Consider the following 19,789-nt stretch of genomic DNA (forward strand, 5'->3'; position numbering starts at 1 on the left):
TCAGGCCGATGTTTCGAGCGCGAGCAACTCGTCGACCGTTTGCCGCCTGCGGATCAATCGCGGCTTGCCATGCTCGAGCAACACCTCGGGCACAAGCGGCCGGCTGTTGTAGTTCGAGGACATCGACGCGCCGTACGCGCCTGCATCGTGAAACACGATGAAGTCGCCCACTTCGGGCATCGGTATTGAGCGGTTCGTAATGACGCCGCCTGCGGCTTGTGTGAAGACATCGCCGGCTTCGCACAGCGGCCCGGCCACTGCGAACGAATCGACCGGCGCTTCGCTCGGCGAGCCGTCGCGCTTCAGCACCGTCATCTCATGATGACTCCCGTAAAACGATGGCCGTACGAGATCGTTGAATCCGGCATCGACCAAAGCAAACTGCTGCGCGGGGCGTCGATTCAACGCGTGAACTTCCGCGACGAGCACGCCCGATTGCGCGACGAGGAAGCGGCCCGGTTCGATCTCCAACCTCACGCGATGCGCGACATGCGCTTCGATCTGCCGGCGCGCCGCGTCCCAAAGCCGGAAGTAGTGCGCGACGTCGATATCGGGCTCGCCTTCGCGATACGGCACTGACAAACCACCGCCCGCGGAAATCGCTTCGATATCGTGGCCCAGGCCCTTCACGGCTTCGACCATCGCATCGCAAACGCGCGACAGATGCCCATAGTCGACGCCCGAACCGATATGCATGTGCAGCCCGACCAGCTTCAGGCGATAACGCCGGATCAGCTCGACCGCGTGCGGCACATCGTCGAGCCAGATGCCATGCTTGCTATGCTCGCCGCCCGTGTTGGTCTTGTTGCTGTGCCCGTGACCGAAGCCCGGATTGATTCGCAGCCACACGCGATGACCTTCGGGCGCATGCCGTCCTATCCGTTCGAGCATATCGAGCGAGCCCGCATTGACTGTAATGCGATGCTCGATCACGGTGGCGAGCGTCGCATGATCGATCAGGTCCGCCGTGAACACGACGCCTTCGGGATCGACATCAGGCGTGAAGCCTGCCGCGAGGCTGCGTTTGAGTTCACCCAACGAGACCGCGTCGACCATCGCCCCTTCCTCGCGCATCAGTTTGAGGATATGCAGGTTCGAACACGCTTTCTGCGCATAGCGGATCACATCGAAGCTGCGCAATTCGGCAATGCGTGTGCGGATTACGTCAGCGTCGTAGACCCACAGCGGCGTGCCGTGCTCGTGGGCGAGTCTGACGAGTTGTTGTGGATTGAATGGCGTCACGGTTCCCGTCTCTTGATGTCGAAGCGTTGGTGTGAGCGACATGATGCGGAAAACGCGTCATTCAGTAAAATACCAATTCTTGGCATGCCCATTCACTTCTGATATACCCACCATGGCGCTTACACATCGGCATATCGAAGTCTTCCGCGCGCTGATGACCGCGGGCAGCGTCACCAAAGCGGCCGAGATGCTGTTCACCTCGCAGCCCACGGTGAGCCGCGAACTCGCGCGCATGGAAGAGAGCATTGGCTTTGCATTGTTCGAGCGCACGAATGGCCGATTGCGTCCCACCTTGTCCGCGCTCACCTTGTTCGACGAGATCAAGCGCGCGTATGTCGGACTCGAACGTGTGGCGTCCACCGCTGCGAGCCTGCGCGAATTCCAGGGCGGCCAGCTTTCCGTCATCGCGTTGCCCGCGTTTTCGCATTCGATCCTGCCGGGCGCGGCGAAGCGCTTTCACGACGCGCAACCGGGCGCAAGTTTGTCGATCGCGACCCAGGAGTCGCCGTTTCTCGAGGAATGGCTGACCGCGCAGCGCTACGATCTCGGCCTGACCGAACACGGCGCGCCGCCGGCGGGCACGCGTCTGACGCCGTTGCTCGAAGTGGATGAAGTGTGCGTGCTGCCCGACGAGCATCCATTGCTCGGCAAGCGAGTAATCGCATTGAAGGATTTCGCCAATCAGCCGTTCATCAGCCTGTCGTCGAACGATCCGTACCGGATTCAGATCGACGAGGCCTTCGCGCAAGCGGGAATCGCGCGCCGCCAGATCGTCGAGACACCCACTGCCGTCTCCGTGTGCAGTTTCGTGCGGCAAGGGCTTGGCCTCGCGATCGTCAATCCGCTGACAGCCCTCGATTTCGTGGGTCGCCATCTGCATATCCGGCCGCTCGCCGTGTCGTTGCCGTTCCGCGTGAGCGTGATTCAGCCGGAGCATCGTCCGGGTCATCCGTTGGCCGGCGCGTTCGTTCGAGCGTTGCAAAGCGAAGCCGCCGCGCTGCGGCTACAATTGAAATCCCACACCGGACGCAAGCAGCAGTGAGCGCTTTGTTCGCGAATCAACGCGCGGGCAATCGCCGACCTCCACCGAAAGAATCCGGGCACGCTTCAAGCTAAACACAGCAGCACACCGATTGCGGACGCGAACGACGCACAGCGCCTTCGCGCCGCATGAGTTTTTATATGTCGTAGACCATCAACAGGAGTTTCCCAAATGATGAATCGAGACAATCCCGTCTGGCTGATCACAGGTTGTTCCACCGGCTTCGGCCGCGAGTTGGCGAAGCTGGTGCTGGAGCGCGGTTGGCGCGCGGTGGTGACCGCACGCGACGCGTCGAAAGTGAAAGATATCGCCGAAGCCCACGGCGATCGCGCACTGGTTCTGCCACTCGACGTGACCAACCCCATGCAGATCGACGAAGTCGTAACGCAAGCGAAGCAGCGTTTCGGCCGCATCGACGCGCTCGTCAACAACGCGGGTTACGGTTATCTGGCCGCGATCGAGGAAGGCGAGGACGACGAAGTCCGCGCCATGTTCGAAACCAACGTGTTCGGCCTCGTCGACATCACGAAGGCAGTCTTGCCGATCATGCGTGAGCAGCACAGCGGCTTGATCGTCAATGTGTCGTCGATCGGCGGTATCACGAGTTTCGCGGCGACCGGCTATTACCACGCCACCAAATATGCGGTGGAGGGTCTATCCGAATCGCTGGCGACGGAGGTGAAGCCGCTCGGCATCGACGTGTTGATCGTCGAACCGGGACCGTTCCGCACGAACTGGGCGGGTCCGTCGATCAAACAATCGGCCACGGTAATCGACGATTATGCTGCCACGGCCGGCGAGCGCCGCAAGCAGACCGAGGCGCGCAGCGGCAAACAGGCAGGCGACCCGGTGCGCGCCGCGCAGGCCATTATCGACGCCGCGCTGTCGGACACACCGCCGCTGCGGTTGCTGCTCGGCAAGACCGCGCTTGAACTGGCGCGCAAGAAGCTGGACTTCATGCGCGGCGATTTCGATGCGTGGGAAGCCACCACGCTGGGGGCGGATTTTCCGGAAGGAGCGGGCTGAGCTTAGGCGTATGTTGTCCGTTGGCCGGGCTTAAAACTCGACCAACGCGAAATCTTCCTTGCCCACGTCGCAAAGCGGGCAGCGCCAGTCGGCCGGCACGTCCGCCCAGCGCGTGCCCGGCGCGATGCCCTCCTCCGGCAAACCTGCGGCTTCGTCGTAGACCCAGCCGCAGATCACGCAGACCCACTGCTTGAAGTCGTCCGCCGAAGCGGCAGGCTCCGCCGCGTGCGGCGCATCAGCCGCGTACGAAGCCGGCGTGTCATCGAGGCTGACCACCAACGGCGCGGCCGTGCCCACGCCGGTTTCCGCGAGGCGCGCCTGCAACTTTTCCAGCAGCCTCTGCGCTTCAGCCTGCGTCAGATCGATCCAATAGGGATCGCCCGCGCCGTCGTTGAGCCGCTCAGGAGAAAACTGGATTTCTACGGCTACGCCCTTCTTGTACATGGCAAATCGGAATTTCGATGAAGCCGGCAGCGCGTCCCAGGAAGAACTTCCTTGGGGACGTGCCGGCATGGGTCGGAAGCGTCGCGCAGAGGCTTCGCGTGGAGATCAGACGAACTGGTTCAACACGATCGCGGCAATCAGGCCGGCGGCGCCGATGAGGCCCAGCAATTGCAGCAGAGTGAGGGATTTACGGGGTGCGGTAGGGATTTGTTGCGTAGTCACGGGCTATTCTTGAAGATCGGAAAAAGCGAAATGGTACACGCGTCCGCGGCCAGCGCATGTCGATTAGCGCAAACCGCCGTGCATTAGCTGCCATTATCGCCGCTCGATCGCCCGGTATTCCCTACCGTCGGGAGATGGATTAATTCCCCTTGAGGGGGAAAGTTTTCGTGCGGATTCCTGGTGCGGACATGCCGGGCAGATCGCCACTCACATCATGCGCCCGGCGTCAAAACGACCCGAGAATCAGCTCTTCGCCAACGGGTTGCCGTGACGAGAATCCCAGAAGCGAATCACAGCCGTGTCGCCCGTGCCGGCACCCACCACCTGATCCGGCGCGCCGTTCTCGCGCAGCAACGCGCGCAGATCGTTGATGACCGGAAACACCTCGTGATTCCAGTCCGCGCCCTGCGAATCGTGGGCGCGCTGTTCGGCTTCGACGATCTCCCGGTCTTCCTTGAAAATGCGCTCGGTGAACCACACCAGCAGCGGCCACGCGAGATTCAACACGCCAGGAACACCGGGTTTGCGAATCGACAGCAGCCCGAACGTGCGGTTGGTGCGCTGCTCGCGATCGAGCGGCACGTAGACGATCCACAGATCCATTACCAGCGTCTGCTCGGACGTGCGGATCTGCAGCGTCTGATACGGATACTCGGTGCGGATCGTCATCACGTCTTTGTCGTTGTCGCCGCCGGTTTTACGGCTCTGGCCGAACACGATCGCTTCGCCGATCGGCTGCTGGCCGGCCATGCGCGCAAATGTGTAATCGACTTCGACCCAGCCCTCGCCGCGCCGCCGGCCGAGCGAACGCGCCCGCATCTGCCCCATCTGCCTGCGGTGCAGAAACTGATGGTTCATGTCCATCAGGTTCTCGTGCATGAACGAGTAGTGGCAATTCACCGGACGGCCGAAGCGGCGCGTCTTGTACTTCTTGTCCGAGACCGAGCCGAACGCCGGCAGCGGCCGTTGCTCGGCCAGCGCCGCGTCGCCGGGGAAAACGAAAATCAGGCCTTCGATTTCGCGGCACGGGTAAGAGCGCACGCCGTTCGGCAAACGGTCGCGGCCCAGGTACGGCACGTCGATGCACTTGCCCGAGCAGTCGTAAGTCCAGCCGTGATAGCCGCAGCGGATCGATTCGCCATCCACCACGCCCTGATGCAACGGCACCTGACGATGCGCGCAGCGGTCCTCCAGCGCGAACGCCTTGCCGGACTCCGTGCGCGCCAGCACGATCGGCTCGCCCGCGAACGTCACACCATGCGTCTTGCCCCGCTTCACCTCGTGCGACCACGCCAGCGGATACCAGTAGTCAGGGTGAATACCGACGCGGCGCAGATCGCGCACCGGTGCGTCGTTGGCGGCCTGGCCCGGCATGTGAGCGGGTTTCTGCGATGCGGCCTGGGCAGGCGACGCATCGACGGTTACATCGACGGTGTCTCGTTCTAGCGGGGGAACAGCATGCATAGGTGGGTCTCCGTGCACGGGCGGATAGAAGGTTGCGCCCTGCAAATTGCGGGCGGCATCGTCGCCAGTCTACTAGAACCCGACGCCGTATGGGTTCGGGGACCGTGCAACCACCTACTGCGGCGCCTGCTCGCGCAAGCGCACCGTCCTGCTCCCACTACTCTCCTGAAGAGACGACGCGCCGCGTCAGCTCTCGTCGTGTGCCACCAGCCCCGAGCGGCGCTGCACGCCCCACGACCGTCCGCCGCGCAGGAAATGCAGCCAGCCGAGCGCGGCGCCCACGTGCCGCACCAGCTGAAACGTGAACGGCTCGGCAACCGCCGCCAGCATCGCCATCCACAAACTGGTGCCGGCCCGCTCGCCGGTCCAGCGCCGGTACAAATGGATACTCCACAAATAGAACGCGAGGTCGATCGCCGTTTTCAGGCCGATCACGCTGAAGATCGACACGACGATCGCGCCATGTCCACCGAACACGAAGGCGAGCAGCAGCGCGAACGCGGTCAGGCCGTAGATCGGCTGCATGGTGTCGATCGCCTTGACCGGCAGCATCAGCATGCCGAGCGTGCCATAGCGCGGATTGCCGGTCATGTCGCGGTTCCAGTACTGCGTCTGCAGGAAGCCCGCGAACCAGCGGCGCCGTTGACGCAGAAAACTGGCGAGATTGTCCGGCGCGTCGGTGCGGGCATGCGCCTCGCCGACCACGCGCACGTCCCAGTCGAGGCCGTGGTCGACCGAATAGCGGCGCAGCCGGTGAATCAGCTCGTAGTCTTCGACGAGACACTGCGGATCGAAGCCGCCCACGTCGACCAGCGCGTCGCGCTTGAAGGACGCGAAGGCGCCCGAAATCAGCAGCAGACTATCAGCACGCATCCACGCGAAACGGGCGATGAAGTTGCGCATGTACTCGTAGGTCTGGAACCACTGGAACACGCGCCCCGACACCGACTTGCCGCACACCGGCACCAGAATGCCGGCCGCGGCGACCAGCTTCGGTTCGCTCGCGAAAGCGGCGCGCATGGCGCAGGTGGCGCCGTCGTCGAGTAAGGTGTCGGCGTCGACGGTCATGACCGTTTCCGTGGTCATCACGGTGATCGCGGCATTCAGCGCGCGGGCCTTGCCGCCGTGCGGCACACGCAGCCAGAACAGATTCGGATACAGCGCGCTCGGCGCGCTCAGCACGCCGTCCGCAGCCGCGGTAAGGCCGAAGCGCCCGGTGAGCAACTCGCGGGTCGAGTCGGTGGAACCGTCGTCGGCAATGACGATTTGCGCCGGCCCGTGCGTTTGCCGCAGCAGCGCGGCGATCGTGACCGGCAGCACCGTCGCTTCGTTATGCGACGCGACGATCACGCCCATGCTCGGCAAGCTGCGCCGTTCGAACTCGGGCTCGAGCGGCGGCGCACGCCGCATCAACGGCAGCGTTTTCCACGTGACAAACGCAAGCAGCAAGGTGTCGTACACCACGTAGGCGATACCCGTCGACCACGCCAGCGCGCCCTGCAGAAAGAAGGCGCGCGCGAACAGCAGCAGCCACAAGACGACCACACTCAGATGAATCAGCGTGCTCAACGGTGTCGTGCGACGCGGCACAATGCGCGGCGAAGCGAGAGCGAGAGCCTGTTCCAGGGTTTTCTTCAAAATGACTGCCGGGTTTGTCAATGTTGCGGTTGATAGGTGAATGCGGCGCTCACGGCACCATGCGCTTCAGAACCGACTTGCGATCGATCCACTGGTGCTTCAACGCGCCGCCGATATGCATCGCGAGCAGCGCATAGAGTGCGTAGCCAAGCCACGTGTGCAAGGCGCCGAACCGGTCGTGCAAGGTTTCCTTCAGCGCAGGATCGAGATTCATCACATAGCCGATGCGCGGCCACGGAAACAGATTGAACAGATGCATGGGGTGCGTCGCCGCGTCTTTCCATGCGGAATCGTGCAGCCAGCCGGACAGCGGCAGCGCAATCATCAGCAGATACAGCAGAAAATGCGCGACGTGCGCGGCGATCTTTTCCCACGACGGAAACTCGCGCGGCAACGGCGGCGGCTTGTGCGACACACGCCACAAGATGCGCATGAGCGCGAGACCCAGCACCGTGATGCCGATCGACTTGTGGGTGTCGACCACCGGACGCACCCAGTCGTCCGGCAACGAATCCGCGCTCAGCCCGAGCACCACGTTGCCGATCATCAGCAGCGCGATCAGCCAGTGCAGAACCATGGCCGTACGTGTGTAGCGCGTTGGCACTGGCGTGCCGGTCGAATCGGTCAAAGAGTCGGCGTGTGTGTTCATGATTGTTCCGTCCGCAGCGGCATGGCTGCGAAAGCTGTTTGAAAATCCGGCGATGCCGTAGCACATCAAGGCAAGCCGATGTATAGGCAAACGCCCGAGTGTGCCGCTTTATTCCGCCGGGCGCTTAACTCTATGTTTTCGGATTATTTCGCTGCCGCCGGCTTAGAGAAGTCATTGCACCTTAACCGTGCGCCGCCTCGCGCCGCGCGATCAGCGCGGCCGACTCGATCCGTTCGTCGAGCCAGCCGTTGGTTGCATGCGCATCCAGTAGTTGCCGGGTGCGCGCCAGCAGTTCGTCCAGCCGCTCGCCGAGCCGGTCGCGCGACAGACTCGACATCGACAGCGGCCGCGTCACCAGCGATTCGACCGAGACCCGCCGCGTTTCGACGATCGACACGCGTTCGAGCATCGGGAACGGCGACTTCGCCAGCACCGCGTCGTGGCTTTCCCAGCCGTCCGCCTTGCGCTGCATGCGCGCCGGGTCGCCCTCCGAGTAAGCCTCGAGCAGCGCACGGTACGGCGCGAGCCAGGCCATCGGCGAGTCGGAGGCGAACGCGGTCGAAAACAGGGCGACCGCGCCTTCCGGTTCGATCAGCGCATCCAGACGCGCGAGCGTGTCGGGCCGGTCCATCCAGTGAAACGCCCGCCCGATGACGGCCAGCCGAAAGCGCCCCAAAGCCGGCGACAGATCGTAAGAACTCCCCTCGCGATACTCGATGTTCGGCGCAATCCCCGCGCCCAGGCTCGCGGCGACGCGCAGCATTTCCGGTTCGGGGTCGAGCGCGAGACCCGAGCCGACCCACGACGAAAACGCCAGTGACAGTTGCCCCGGCCCGCAGCCGAGGTCCAGAAGCCGGTGCGAGCCGCCGAGTTCGCAGGACTGCGCGACGCGGCGAATCAACTGCGGCGAATACGGTGGACGGCCCGCCAGGTAATGCGCGGCGGTGGTCCTGAAGCGGTCGGGGACGAAGGGGATTGGGGTGGTCATCGGCGATTCCATGCGGGTCGGTTGCGGCAATGGCAAACGACGAACGGAACGCCATTGTCGTTGCTGCGGTCCATTGGCGCCGCTGTTGCGAGGCAACTCGATCAGACAGGGCTTCCCTGCCTCGGGGTGCACCCAAGGTTTGATGCCCGGATGGCTGCGCAGTTTCCTGCCGATTAGATAAATCGCCGGGAGGCACTCGCGAGACGGTCGCTCGGCAGTAAGCCAAGCGTGAAAACACAATGAAAGCCAGCCGGCGTATCGCGTCACGCCTAGCACTTAAGCGGATCGGCCCACCGCGGTTCAACGCTTCACGAACCGATAATGCCCGACGCCCCACTCGTTTCCATTCGCGTAGCCGAACAGTTCAGCCACCGCCATATAGAACATGCGCCACCGTTGCAGCCACACTGCCGCATCGCGCGCGCCGTAGGTGTCGATCAGCATTGGCATGACCCGGTCACGCGCCGTATCGAGCGCGGCGAGCCAATGATTCGCCGTGCGCTCGTAGTGCGTGCCGCTCACCCACCACTGCCGCTCCATGCGCAGGTCGTCCTGGAAATTGAGCAGCAGCGCCTCCGACGGCATCGTGCCGCCGGTGAAAAAGTACTTCGACATCCAGTCGCTGCCGTCTTGCACCTGGAAGTGATAGGCCAGCGTGCGATGCGCGAAGAGATGCACGAACAGCTTCGCGTCGGCGCGCATCCAGCGCGCGATTTTCGCGAGCAGCAAGCCGTAGTTCTTCATATGCTCGAACATCTCGATCGACATCACGCGATCGAAGCCGCCGCCAAGTTGCGCCCCGTCGAATTCGAATTCGACGATGTTGCCCGTCACCGCCGAAAGGTTGTGCAAACCAGCCTGCGCCGCGCGCGCTTCGATGAACGCGTGCTGCCCATGCGAGTTCGATAGCGCGACGACGCGCGAATTCGGATACCGCGCCGCCAGCCATAACGACAGTGAACCCCAGCCGCAGCCGAGATCGAGAATCCGCTGACCGTCGGCGAGTTCCGCACGCTCGGCATAGCGTTCGAGCATGGCCGCTTCGGCTTGCGCAAGCGTCTCGTCACCGGTCGGATACAGGCAGCATGAATACTTCAGATGCGGTCCGAGATGCGCGTGGAAAAACGACGCCGGCACCTCGTAATGCTGCGTGTTGGCTGCCTGCGTTTCGATGGCGATCGGACTCTCGCGCAGATCGTCGAGCAGACGGTTGATCCGTTGCGCGCGCAACTCGCCGTTGTCGACCGCTTCATCGCGCAGGCGCTGACGCATCAACTGACGCATGCCGAAACGGATCACGCCGTCGGGTAGCCAGCCGCGCTCGCAACTTTGAATGAGCCAGCCATCGGCGGAGTCGGAGGACGACGGCGGCATCGTGCGGTCAGTGGTGGAAAGACTCATGAGGCTGACTCCTTGGCGTTTCTTTTGGATTCTTTCGAAGGCGCGCTTGCGCCCGCTTGCGTCTTCCATGCCGTCTTCAATGCCGCGGCGGCCACGGAATCAGCGCGCTGGTGGTGCGCATGTAGTCGGCGTAACCGGGACGCCGTTTTGCCATGCTTTCTTCGAGCAGCGGAATACCGGAGAGCTTCAGCAACAGAAACGCCATCAGCACCGGCGGCAACAGCGTGAACCAACCCCACGGCGTGCCGATCGACAACGCGATATACGCAAGCCAATGCACGCATTCGAAGAAGTAATTCGGATGCCGCGAGTATCGCCACAAGCCGACGCGGCACACGGCGTCGCGATTGGCCTGATCGGCCTTGAAGTTGCGCAACTGGCGGTCGGCCATCGCTTCGCCGGCCACGGAGACGATCCACACCACGACGGCTAGCAGCATCCAGCCGACGGCCGGCGCAGTGCCGCGGTACGACGGCACCAGAAACGCGATCGACAGCAACATCGAAATCACGACTTGCAACTGGAAAAACCAGAACATCCGGCTTGCCGCCTTGTCGCCCCATTCTGCGCGGAAGCGGTGATAGCGCGCGTCTTCCGGCTTGCCGGCGTTGCGTTTCCACAGATGCGTGCCGAGCCGCGCGCCCCAGACGAAACCGCCCAGCGCGGTCAGCGCACGCGTGAAGGGGTCGCCGGTGCCGAGCATCGCGTAGAGCGCCGCCACGAGGCCCAGCGAATACGCCCAGATGGGATCGACCATGCCGGCGTTTTCGCTCCTCAACTGCCACGCCCAGACGGCGCTGAAAAGCGCGATGAGTCCGATCAGGGCAATCACGGCGGCAGCAAGTGGTGGCATGGTTTCCTCATTCGACGGCAATGCGGGTTATACGCGGAGACGGTGGTATCGGATGCGTACGATTCGCCCGCTAATCCATGCCGCCCGGCGACGCAAAGCCCGGCTTGCCCACCTGATCCGGCCGCTGCGGCACGCGTCTGAATCGCGACGTGTCATAGCCCATCGCATCGAGCCGCGCAAGCAAGGCGCGATATGTGTTCTCGCCCATGTCCGGCTCGCGCGAAAAAATCCAGCCGAGGTTTTTGCCCGGATAGCCGAGGATCGTGTAGCGATAGTCCGGGTCGACGTAAAGCGTCAGTTGCGTCACGCGGATGGGCCAGAACAGCTGCACGCTCCACTCGCCGCCGTCCTTGCCGGGCACGGGCGTGTCGAGAAACTGATAGTGCTTTTCCTCGGCGTCGAAGCGCTTCTTGCGGGCGTAGTACGAATCGTCGATCTTGCCGTCCGCGCGCAGTGTCCATTCGGCGCGGCTCGCCACCATGTCGCGTTCGGCGAAATACGGAATGTTCGCGATGACGTACCAGCGGCCCATGTAGCGCGGCAAGTCGACGGGCACGGTGGCGAGCGGTTCGCTCGCGCGCGGGTTGGGATTGGGCGGATCGTTGGAGCAGGCCGTGAGTGATAGCAGCAGAACGCTTGCAGCGGCGGCAGCTGCAGCGGTGACGTAGGCAACTCGGCGCATGGCAAGGGCCTCGAACGTGGCGGCAATACACCTATTACGTTCGACGAGGCCGTCTGGATGCGTGCGCCGCTCTCCGCAAGAAGGCGCATACCGATAACAGAATGAAAGCGGCAAATGATGCTAAATTGGCCCGACTGCGGACTTCAATTCCTGAATCGACCGAATGGAAAACCTGAGCGGAATCGTCGCCTTCGTGCAAACGGCCGAAGCGTCCAGCTTCGTCGGCGCGTCGCAGCGGCTCGGCCTGTCGCCCTCCGCCGTCGGCAAAAGCGTCGCGCGGCTCGAACAACACCTCGGCGTGCGGCTGTTGCAGCGAAGCACACGGCGCGTCAGCCTGACCGACGACGGCGAGCGCTTCTACGAACGCTGCCGGCAGATTCTCGACGCGCTGAGCGAAGCCGAAGCGATGATGCTGCAAGCCAACGCCGCGCCACGCGGGCGTCTGCGCGTGACTTTGCCGACCATCGGCTATCGCTTCCTGCTGCCGATCCTTCCCGAATTCGCCGAGCGCTATCCCGAGATCGACCTCGAACTGGATTTCAACGACCGCATCGTCGACGTGATCGAAGGCGGCTTCGACGCCGCGGTCCGCAGCGGCGATCTGCCCGATTCGCAGTTGATGGCCAAGCGGCTCGGCCCGTTCCGCTTCGTACTGTGCGCGTCGCCGGGTTATCTGCAACGGCACGGCGTGCCGCTCGCGCCGGCCGATCTCGCGCGGCACGCATGTTTGCGCTTCCGCTTCCCGACCTCGGGCAAACTGCAGCACTGGGCGTTTCGAGGACTCCCCGAAGACGCGGCCGCGCGCTTTCCGACCGCGCTGACCTGCAACAACATGGAAGCCCTGCGAGCGGCGGCGGAACTCGGTCTGGGCGTGGCCTACATGCCGGATTTTCTGGCGCGCGACGCGATCCGGGCGGGAACACTGCAAAACGTGCTCGACGACCATCTGGCGCACGCGGGGCAGTTTTCGGTGCTCTGGCCGTCCAGCCGGCAACTGTCGCCGAAGCTGCGCGCGTTCGTCGATTTTCTGTCGGAGCGCTTGTTCAGCGCAGCTTAGCGACGATACAAGCGGCGTGATCCGGTTAGCGTTATCGTGTCCGCAACGCCCGCTCCCGCGCGAATTCCCTCATGCCTACCCGCTCAAACGCCGCATTCACCGCCTTGCTCGCCGCCGCCCTATTCGGCGCGACGACACCGCTCGCCAAGGCGCTGCTCGGCTCGCTCTCGCCGTTCCTGCTGGCTGGGTTGTTCTATCTCGGTAGCGGCTGCGGCCTTACCGCGGTGATTCTGGCGCGCCGGCTTAAAGGCGGCGGCGCCGGGCAGCCGGTCGGCCACAGCCATTTCCCGTCGCGCGAAGCCCCCTGGTTGGCCGGCGCGATCGCAGCCGGCGGCGTCGCCGGGCCCGCTTTACTGATGCTGGGTCTGCAAACGACGCCGGCCGCCACCGGTTCACTGCTGCTGAATCTGGAAGGCGTATTCACCGCGTTGATCGCGTGGATCGTGTTTCGCGAGAACGTCGACGTGCAGGTGTTCCTCGGCATGGCCGCGATCGTCGCGGGCGGCGTGGCGCTGTCATGGCAGCCGGGCGCGGCGGGACTGCCGCCCGGCACGCTGCTGCTGATCGGCGCCTGCGCGTGCTGGGCCGTGGACAACAATCTCACGCGCAAGGTGTCGGCGCACGATGCGATGTTCATCGCCTGCATAAAAGGACTCGTGGCCGGTTCGGTGAACGTGGCGCTCGCCCTCACCCTCGGCGCCGCATGGCCGAAGCTCTCGACCGTCGCGCTCGCCATGCTCACCGGCTTTGCGGGCTACGGCGTGAGTCTCGTGCTGTTCGTCGTCGCGCTGCGCAATCTCGGCACCGCGCGAACCGGCGCATATTTTTCGGTTGCACCGCTATTCGGCGTGACTTTATCCTGGCTTCTGTGGCCCGAACTGCCGCCGCCGCTTTTCTGGGTCGCTACAGCGCTGATGACGCTCGGCGTGTGGCTGCACATTCGCGAACGTCATGAGCATCCGCACACGCACGATCCGCTCGAGCACTCGCATCGTCACCGGCACGACGCGCATCACCAGCACGAGCACGACTTCGCGTGGGACGGCGTCGAGCCGCATACCCATTCGCACCACCATGCACCCATGACGCACGCGCATGCGCATTTCCCGGATATCCATCACCGGCACACGCATTGATTTTTCGGCCAGCCGTGCAGCACGGACGCTTGCTGCATCGCAAGACAAAAATCTCTCTGAAAAAAAATCATGCGATAGACCGATTCAATTGGCATCGCCGCGCATCGCATCCTGTAATGAACTCCTGTTGTCCGCGTGCCTTCCGCCCAACCTGTCCGCGCCTTTGGAGAGATCTATGTCACAACCCGAGCCTAATGTTGATGAATTAGTGAAAAGCATCGCCGAAGAAACCGACACGCCGGCGGAAACGGTCTCGAAGATGTACGCGGACACCTTGGCCAACTACCGGCACGACGCGCGTGTATTCGATTACGTGCCGCTCTTCGCCGCGAAAAAAGTACGCAACCAGCTTCGCGACAGTTCGAATCGCAAACACTGACACGGCGGCGCGCGGAGACCACCGCCTGCTGAATCGCAATTTTTTCGCCTAGACCGACTCGCGCAAAAATTCACATAACGCGCACCGATTTTTTTCCCGCTGATAGACTCTCGCCCAGAACCATCGACTCGGGGGAGTTGGCATGCGGGTAACGATCGTAGGCGCGGGCATCGCCGGTTTGAGCACGGCGTGGTCGCTCTCGAAACAGGGACATGACATCACGCTGATCGAGCAGGGCTCGATTCCAAATCCACTCGCCGCGTCGGGCGACCGGCATCGCATGATTCGTCGCGCATATGGCGATGCGGACGGTTATGCGCGAAACATCGAAGAGGCGTTCGATAGCTGGGACCTGCTGTGGAACGATCTCGGCGTGTCGCATTATGCAAATTGCGGCGTGCTCGGCATTTCGCAATTCACGGGCGATGGCGCCGAACAGTTTCGCAACGGCCTCGACCGCATGGGATTCGAGTACGAAAGGCTCGAACCCCTCGAAGCAGCGGCGCGCTACCCGTTTCTCGACCCAGCCACGTTTCGTTACGCCTACCTCGATCACGACGGCGGCGCACTTTTCAGCGAACGCATTGCACGCGATATGAAAGCGTGGCTCAAGATGCGCGGCGCCGACATTCGCATGCACACCAAGGCGCTCGCGGTCGACCCGCAGACCGCTTCCGTGCGCATCGAAAACGACGTGATCGTGCATGCGGACCGGCTCGTGGTCACCGCGGGCGCATGGACGCCGCAACTGTTTCCCGCGCTTGCCGAAAACCTGATGACGTATCGCAACACAGTCGCCTATCTTGAGCCGCCCGCAGATCTGGAAGACGCGTGGTCGACGGCGCCCGCGATCGTCGATATCGGCGGCGCGAGCGACGGCTATGTGCTGCCGCCGCTCGACGGCATTGGTCTGAAGTTTGGCGCCGGCGTCAATAAATCGCGCGCGCCGGACCCCGACGCGAATCGCGTTGCGGCGCCCGGTGAAGGCGACCGCTTGCGGCGGCTGTTTGCGCCGCCGTTCAGCCGCATCGACGAATATACGGTATCCGAAGTAAAAACCTGCGCGTACACGTTCACGGCGGATAACCGTTTCTTTTCGAAGCGCATCGGCAACACGCTGGTGGTGTCGGCTTGCTCGGGGCACGGCTACAAATTCGGCGCAGCGGTGGGGCGGCGCATCGCGGAGGCGCTGGAGACGGACGACGACGCCGCGCTCGCGCGTTGGCTCAGAGCCGAGACGGCCTGAACGTTTTCGTCGATTCACAGTTGGTGGCTCCACATTCTGAACGTACTGTGGATCTAACAATAGCGCCGCAAATTTTCTATGCTGGCGGTTCAGCAGTCTTCTTCCGACCAGGAACCGCACATGTCCGATTCGATTCAAATCCGCCCCGTCGTCCCCGGCGACTTCGATGCATGGCTGCCGCTTTGGGACGCCTACAACGCGTTCTATGGCCGCTCGGGCGAAACCGCGTTGCCGCGCGAGATCACGCAAATCACGTGGGAACGTTTTTTCGACGGCTACGAGCCGATGCATGCCATGGTGGCTGAACGCAACGGCCAGTTGCTCGGCCTCGTGCACTTCCTGTATCACCGTCACACGACGATGAAAGGGCCGATCTGCTATCTGCAAGACCTCTACACGCTCGACTCCGAGCGCGGCAGAGGCGTTGGCCGCGCATTGATTGAAGCGGTGTATGAGCGCGCCAAAGCCGATGGTTCGCAACGCGTCTACTGGCAAACGCAAGAGACGAATCAGACGGCGATGAAGCTTTACGACAAGGTTGCGGACCGTTCGGGCTTCCTGGTCTATCGCAAAGCCTTGTGATGCCGCGCGGCGGGCTCGCCTAGCGCGCTTCCCGCTCGTCTCGCCGTGCCGCGCGCTCTGTGCGGCACACTGCTTTTATCTCCGACCGATCTTGCCGCCACCATGCGCCGCGCATTGTCCGGTCCGATTTTCGCCGCCTTCGTTTCGCGTGCCGCTCAAGTTTGCGTGCGGTCTGCCGTTATCGCCATTGGACGGAGCTACACCCGGCTCCACGCGGTTCATCAGCGAAACCTTGGGCGATCTCCTCATGGAGGGGCGCAAACGAATCGGAAACTGTACATGCCTTCGATCATCGGCATCGATCTTGGAACCACGCATAGTCTTGCGGCAATCTGGCGCGCCGACCGCGCCGTGCTCATCCCGAACGCGTTAGGCGAGACGCTCACGCCCTCGTGCGTCTCCATCGACGGCGATGGCTCGATCCTCGTCGGCCGCCCCGCTCATGACCGCCTGCATACGCATCCCGAGCGCACCGCCGCCAACTTCAAACGCTATATGGGCACGAGTCGCACCGTGTCGCTCGGCACGCAGTCGCTGCGTCCCGAGGAGTTGTCCTCGCTGGTGCTCAAGTCGTTGAAGGCCGATGCCGAAGCGTTTCTCGGCGAAACGGTCGGCGACGCCGTGATCGCCGTGCCCGCCTATTTCAGCGACGCACAACGCAAAGCCACGCGCATTGCCGGCGAACTCGCCGGCCTGAACGTGCTGCGCCTTGTCAATGAACCGACCGCGGCCTCGCTCGCGTACGGCGTGCATCAACGCGACAGCGAGCGCAAGTTTCTGATCTTCGATCTGGGCGGCGGCACCTTCGACGTCTCCGTGCTCGACTTCTTCGAAGGCGTGATGGAAGTGCGCGCCAGCACCGGCGACAATTTTCTCGGCGGCGAGGATTTCACCGATGCATTGGTCGAGTTGTTCTGCCAGCGCAACGGACTCAAGGTCCAATCGCTCACGCCGGTTGCCGCGCAACGTCTGCATCAGCAAGCCGAACGCGCGAAACGTCAGCTTACGCAGAACGGCGTTGACAGCGTCACGCTCGAACTCACGATCGGCGACCACGCGCACACGCTCGAACTCGACGCGGCCGCAGCGGAGCGCACCTGCGAGCATTTGCTGCAACGGCTGCGCCAACCGGTGGAACGCGCATTGCGCGATTCGAAGATTGCCGTCGCCGCGCTCGACGAAATCATCCTCGTCGGCGGCGCGTCGCGCATGCCGATGGTCCGCAAGCTGGTCTCGAAGATGTTCGGCCGCCTACCCGCCGGACATTTGAATCCGGACGAAGTGGTCGCGCTCGGCGCGGCGGTGCAAGCCGGACTCGTGGGACGCGATGCCGGGCTCGACGAAATGGTGCTGACCGATGTCGCGCCCTATAGCCTCGGTATCGACACAGCCATGCAGGTCGGGCCCGCTCAGTTCGTGCCGGGTCACTTTTTGCCGATCATCGAACGCAATACGATCGTGCCGGTGAGCCGCATGCAGCGCATTTTCACGGTGCGCGACCGCCAGCAGATCCTGAGCATCAAGGTGTTTCAGGGCGAAGCGCGTTTGACCACGGACAACGTCGCGCTCGGTGAATTCACGCTCGAAGTGCCGCTCAAGGCAGCGGGCGAAGCAGGCGCGGATGTGCGCTTCACTTACGACATCAACGGCGTGCTGGAAGTGGAGGCCACTGCGTTTCCGGGCGGCGTAAAACGCGCGATGGTGATCGAAGAAAATCCCGGCGTGATGACACCGGAAGAAATTCGCGAGCGACTTACCGCGTTGAGCGCGCTGAAGATCCACCCACGCGACCAACTCGAGAACCGGACGCTGTTGACGCGCGCCGACCGTGTCTATGAAGAAACGCTCGGCGATCATCGGCAATATCTGGCCGCGCATATCGCCCGCTTCCAGGCACTGATCGAGCGCCAGAACGCCGATGAGATCGCGCAGGCGCGCGGTGAGCTGAGCGCGCTGCTGGATCGCTTCGATGTACATGTGACTTACTGACCGGCCATGAATACCATCTCGAACAACCAATGGCCTTGGGATGTGCTCGGCATCGAGTCGAATGCCGACGAGCGGGCGGTCCGTCGCGCTTATGCGCGGCTGTTGAAGCAGCAACGTCCGGATCAAGATGCCGAGGCTTTTCAGCGTCTGCGGTACGCGTACGAGTCGGCGTTGCAGATGGCGAGTGGCGCGATCGCGAAAGAAGTAGCCGCGGCATCAACAGCGAACGCGTCTTGCACTGAACCCGAGCGTTTGATCGCAACTGCGCGGAAGTCTGCAACCGCGCCGGCGACGTCCCACGTTACGGTCAACACTTCGGAAGTCGAGGCCGCCGTCCGCGAACCCGACGCTTTCGAAACCGCCGTCCAGCTCTGGCAAAACTTCATCGCGCAAACGGACGACCTCGAGTCGCGCCGCTCCTTGCAGGATCTGTTCGCCGCCGTCGTCAACATTGCGACGCGCGATGAACTCGAATGGCAGGCGCTGTGTCATTGTCTGAACGAGGACACGCCGGCCATGCTGCGCATGAATTTGAGCGCGGTTCTCGGCTGGCGGGACAACGCCGCGCATCTGCGACGGCGCAACGCGGCCATTGCCACGCTCGCGCTGAACCGCGTGTTCGCCGACGAGGACTACAACGCGCTGCGCCTGCGCTTCACGAACGCGATGGCATTGCTCGAAGGTCCGTCGCCGCAATTGGCGGCCGGCGCGCGAGCACTGCTTCGTGCCGGCGTGCGCGCAGAGATGGAGCAGCTATTGACCGCGCTTGGTCGCTACCATCCGAATGTCGTGCGGCTGCGGCTCGATGCCGAGAAAGTCGATTTTTGGGGACGTTGCCTCAAATTCCGCATCGGCGCGGGCCGTCTGTTCGGACCGGCACTCGCCTTGAACGCGTGGTGCGGCTTGCTGTTCGCGGACGCTTCGCTGAAACCCAATAGCAGTCGATGGTTCGATCAATGGTCGCCCGCTCAGTTGGGCATTCTTTTGTCGACGCTGATGCTCGCGCTGGTAACGGTCGCCGCTACGACCGTGCTGCTGTCCGAGCCTCAGCAACAGCGGCTGCGAGCGTTGCGCTCGATTGGTTGGCTGCGTTATGGCTGGATTCCCGTGTGGCTCGGTGCGACAACCGTTGCGCTGTGTGAGGACGGCAGCGGCCGTTCGACATCGATCGCGATGGCCACGCTGAGCGTCTGTACGATCTGGGCCGCGTTGATTCACGGCTGGCCGCCTATCAGGGAGCTCGCGATACTCGCCGCATTCAGCGCGACGGCGTTGGGCTTTGCGGGCCACTGGATCGCGACCGATTCGCATGCGTGGCTGATGCCTTATGCGCATGGTGTGCTGTTCGCGTTCTTCATTTCGTTTTCGCAAGCGGAATGGCGTGGATGGATCGCGCGTCGGCCGCGGTTGTTGTTTTGGGTTTGCGCGCCTTTGTGGTTCGCTGGATTCGCAGCGTTGATCGTATTGCTATTGCAGCGCGAAGTGCGTCCGACGCAGTTCGCGTGGGCGTTGTTTACAGTGATGTCGGCGGCCGGCGGCGTGCTGGCGACGACGCGCTGGAACGATCTGCGCGCCGCGATACCGGCGTTTTTTCGCGGGTATGCCAACCTTGTCTGGATGGCGCTGGCGATTTATAAGCCGGACATCATCGCCTGTGTGAGTGCGGGGTTGATGAGTATCTGGGTTATTGAGGGGATTAGGCAGCGGCGAGAAGCGCGCCAGGCGACGCGGTAACCACCCCCAAAAAAA

18 protein-coding genes are annotated in these 19,789 nt (G+C 63.1%); 9 read left to right on the plus strand and 9 right to left on the minus strand.

Features of this window, described 5'->3' with window-relative positions; genetic code table 11:
- The gene (lysA, locus tag P0D73_RS09750; RefSeq protein ID WP_408431151.1) at positions 1–1,284 is read right to left on the minus strand and encodes a diaminopimelate decarboxylase; all 1,284 of its coding nucleotides are present in this window, start codon (positions 1,282–1,284) and stop codon (positions 1–3) included.
- Between the two features lie 70 nt (positions 1,285–1,354).
- On the opposite strand from lysA, the gene P0D73_RS09755 reads away from it, so the two are divergent.
- Both P0D73_RS09755 and P0D73_RS09760 read left to right on the plus strand, forming a co-directional pair.
- Complete coding sequence (locus P0D73_RS09755) at positions 1,355–2,284, plus strand: LysR family transcriptional regulator (RefSeq protein WP_408431154.1); 930 nt, start codon at positions 1,355–1,357, stop codon at positions 2,282–2,284.
- Between the two features lie 171 nt (positions 2,285–2,455).
- Complete coding sequence (locus P0D73_RS09760; RefSeq protein ID WP_132379208.1) at positions 2,456–3,310, plus strand: oxidoreductase; 855 nt, start codon at positions 2,456–2,458, stop codon at positions 3,308–3,310.
- A gap of 30 nt (positions 3,311–3,340) precedes the next feature.
- On the opposite strand, the gene P0D73_RS09765 is transcribed toward P0D73_RS09760, so the two are convergent.
- From P0D73_RS09765 to P0D73_RS09800, 8 genes are all read right to left on the minus strand, one after another.
- The gene (locus P0D73_RS09765; RefSeq protein ID WP_408431158.1) at positions 3,341–3,754 is read right to left on the minus strand and encodes a rubredoxin; all 414 of its coding nucleotides are present in this window, start codon (positions 3,752–3,754) and stop codon (positions 3,341–3,343) included.
- A gap of 465 nt (positions 3,755–4,219) precedes the next feature.
- Positions 4,220–5,440 carry a Rieske 2Fe-2S domain-containing protein gene (locus P0D73_RS09770; RefSeq protein WP_408177540.1) on the minus strand — a complete coding sequence of 407 codons (1,221 nt, stop codon included), beginning with the start codon at positions 5,438–5,440 and terminating at the stop codon, positions 4,220–4,222.
- 186 nt (positions 5,441–5,626) lie between these two features.
- Positions 5,627–7,078 (minus strand): glycosyltransferase family 2 protein, encoded by a 1,452-nt coding sequence (locus P0D73_RS09775; protein WP_408431161.1) that lies wholly within the window; start codon positions 7,076–7,078, stop codon positions 5,627–5,629.
- Positions 7,079–7,127: 49 nt separating this feature from the next.
- On the minus strand, positions 7,128–7,727 hold the full coding sequence (locus P0D73_RS09780; RefSeq protein ID WP_132379221.1) for a cytochrome b: 600 nt from the start codon (positions 7,725–7,727) through the stop codon (positions 7,128–7,130).
- A 181-nt stretch (positions 7,728–7,908) separates the two neighbouring features.
- On the minus strand, positions 7,909–8,715 hold the full coding sequence (locus tag P0D73_RS09785; protein WP_408431164.1) for a class I SAM-dependent methyltransferase: 807 nt from the start codon (positions 8,713–8,715) through the stop codon (positions 7,909–7,911).
- A 300-nt stretch (positions 8,716–9,015) separates the two neighbouring features.
- Positions 9,016–10,116, minus strand: coding sequence for an SAM-dependent methyltransferase (locus P0D73_RS09790; RefSeq protein WP_408431167.1), 1,101 nt, complete (start codon positions 10,114–10,116; stop codon positions 9,016–9,018).
- Between the two features lie 76 nt (positions 10,117–10,192).
- The gene (locus tag P0D73_RS09795; protein WP_408431170.1) at positions 10,193–10,969 is read right to left on the minus strand and encodes a DUF1295 domain-containing protein; all 777 of its coding nucleotides are present in this window, start codon (positions 10,967–10,969) and stop codon (positions 10,193–10,195) included.
- Between the two features lie 70 nt (positions 10,970–11,039).
- Positions 11,040–11,651 carry a lipocalin family protein gene (locus tag P0D73_RS09800; RefSeq protein ID WP_408431173.1) on the minus strand — a complete coding sequence of 204 codons (612 nt, stop codon included), beginning with the start codon at positions 11,649–11,651 and terminating at the stop codon, positions 11,040–11,042.
- Positions 11,652–11,814: 163 nt separating this feature from the next.
- Here P0D73_RS09800 and P0D73_RS09805 point away from each other — a divergent pair, with 163 nt between their 5' ends.
- The 7 genes from P0D73_RS09805 to P0D73_RS09835 all read left to right on the plus strand — a co-directional run bounded on the left by P0D73_RS09805 (position 11,815) and on the right by P0D73_RS09835 (position 19,774).
- A complete protein-coding gene (locus P0D73_RS09805; RefSeq protein WP_408431176.1) occupies positions 11,815–12,708 on the plus strand; it encodes a LysR family transcriptional regulator in 894 nt (297 codons plus the stop codon).
- Between the two features lie 71 nt (positions 12,709–12,779).
- Positions 12,780–13,844, plus strand: a complete 1,065-nt coding sequence (locus P0D73_RS09810) for a DMT family transporter (RefSeq protein ID WP_408431179.1) — start codon at positions 12,780–12,782, stop codon at positions 13,842–13,844.
- Positions 13,845–14,019: 175 nt separating this feature from the next.
- Entirely contained in the window at positions 14,020–14,223 is a 204-nt protein-coding gene (locus P0D73_RS09815) for a DUF3562 domain-containing protein (protein ID WP_132379526.1), read from the plus strand.
- Between the two features lie 142 nt (positions 14,224–14,365).
- Positions 14,366–15,469: an NAD(P)/FAD-dependent oxidoreductase gene (locus P0D73_RS09820; RefSeq protein ID WP_408431182.1), complete on the plus strand. Its 1,104-nt coding sequence runs from the start codon at positions 14,366–14,368 to the stop codon at positions 15,467–15,469.
- 120 nt (positions 15,470–15,589) lie between these two features.
- The gene (locus P0D73_RS09825; RefSeq protein WP_408177549.1) at positions 15,590–16,051 is read left to right on the plus strand and encodes a GNAT family N-acetyltransferase; all 462 of its coding nucleotides are present in this window, start codon (positions 15,590–15,592) and stop codon (positions 16,049–16,051) included.
- Positions 16,052–16,330: 279 nt separating this feature from the next.
- Entirely contained in the window at positions 16,331–18,040 is a 1,710-nt protein-coding gene (locus P0D73_RS09830; RefSeq protein WP_408431185.1) for an Hsp70 family protein, read from the plus strand.
- Between the two features lie 6 nt (positions 18,041–18,046).
- Complete coding sequence (locus tag P0D73_RS09835) at positions 18,047–19,774, plus strand: J domain-containing protein (RefSeq protein ID WP_408431188.1); 1,728 nt, start codon at positions 18,047–18,049, stop codon at positions 19,772–19,774.
- The last annotated feature ends 15 nt before the right edge of the window (positions 19,775–19,789 follow it).

Source organism: Paraburkholderia sp. RL18-101-BIB-B (genome assembly GCF_046026985.1).
Lineage (GTDB): Bacteria > Pseudomonadota > Gammaproteobacteria > Burkholderiales > Burkholderiaceae > Paraburkholderia.

Bases quoted from the DNA above. Each gene is read 5' to 3' on its own strand.
- P0D73_RS09810 (WP_408431179.1), top strand. From the start codon at position 12,780: ATGCCTACCCGCTCAAACGCCGCATTCACCGCCTTGCTCGCCGCCGCC.
- P0D73_RS09760 (WP_132379208.1), top strand. From the start codon at position 2,456: ATGATGAATCGAGACAATCCCGTCTGGCTGATCACAGGTTGTTCCACC.
- P0D73_RS09830 (WP_408431185.1), top strand. From the start codon at position 16,331: ATGCCTTCGATCATCGGCATCGATCTTGGAACCACGCATAGTCTTGCG.
- P0D73_RS09825 (WP_408177549.1), top strand. From the start codon at position 15,590: ATGTCCGATTCGATTCAAATCCGCCCCGTCGTCCCCGGCGACTTCGAT.
- P0D73_RS09785 (WP_408431164.1), bottom strand. From the start codon at position 8,715: ATGACCACCCCAATCCCCTTCGTCCCCGACCGCTTCAGGACCACCGCC.
- P0D73_RS09780 (WP_132379221.1), bottom strand. From the start codon at position 7,727: ATGAACACACACGCCGACTCTTTGACCGATTCGACCGGCACGCCAGTG.
- P0D73_RS09765 (WP_408431158.1), bottom strand. From the start codon at position 3,754: ATGTACAAGAAGGGCGTAGCCGTAGAAATCCAGTTTTCTCCTGAGCGG.
- lysA (WP_408431151.1), bottom strand. From the start codon at position 1,284: ATGTCGCTCACACCAACGCTTCGACATCAAGAGACGGGAACCGTGACG.
- P0D73_RS09820 (WP_408431182.1), top strand. From the start codon at position 14,366: ATGCGGGTAACGATCGTAGGCGCGGGCATCGCCGGTTTGAGCACGGCG.
- P0D73_RS09770 (WP_408177540.1), bottom strand. From the start codon at position 5,440: ATGCATGCTGTTCCCCCGCTAGAACGAGACACCGTCGATGTAACCGTC.
- P0D73_RS09800 (WP_408431173.1), bottom strand. From the start codon at position 11,651: ATGCGCCGAGTTGCCTACGTCACCGCTGCAGCTGCCGCCGCTGCAAGC.
- P0D73_RS09755 (WP_408431154.1), top strand. From the start codon at position 1,355: ATGGCGCTTACACATCGGCATATCGAAGTCTTCCGCGCGCTGATGACC.
- P0D73_RS09790 (WP_408431167.1), bottom strand. From the start codon at position 10,116: ATGAGTCTTTCCACCACTGACCGCACGATGCCGCCGTCGTCCTCCGAC.
- P0D73_RS09835 (WP_408431188.1), top strand. From the start codon at position 18,047: ATGAATACCATCTCGAACAACCAATGGCCTTGGGATGTGCTCGGCATC.
- P0D73_RS09815 (WP_132379526.1), top strand. From the start codon at position 14,020: ATGTCACAACCCGAGCCTAATGTTGATGAATTAGTGAAAAGCATCGCC.
- P0D73_RS09805 (WP_408431176.1), top strand. From the start codon at position 11,815: ATGGAAAACCTGAGCGGAATCGTCGCCTTCGTGCAAACGGCCGAAGCG.
- P0D73_RS09795 (WP_408431170.1), bottom strand. From the start codon at position 10,969: ATGCCACCACTTGCTGCCGCCGTGATTGCCCTGATCGGACTCATCGCG.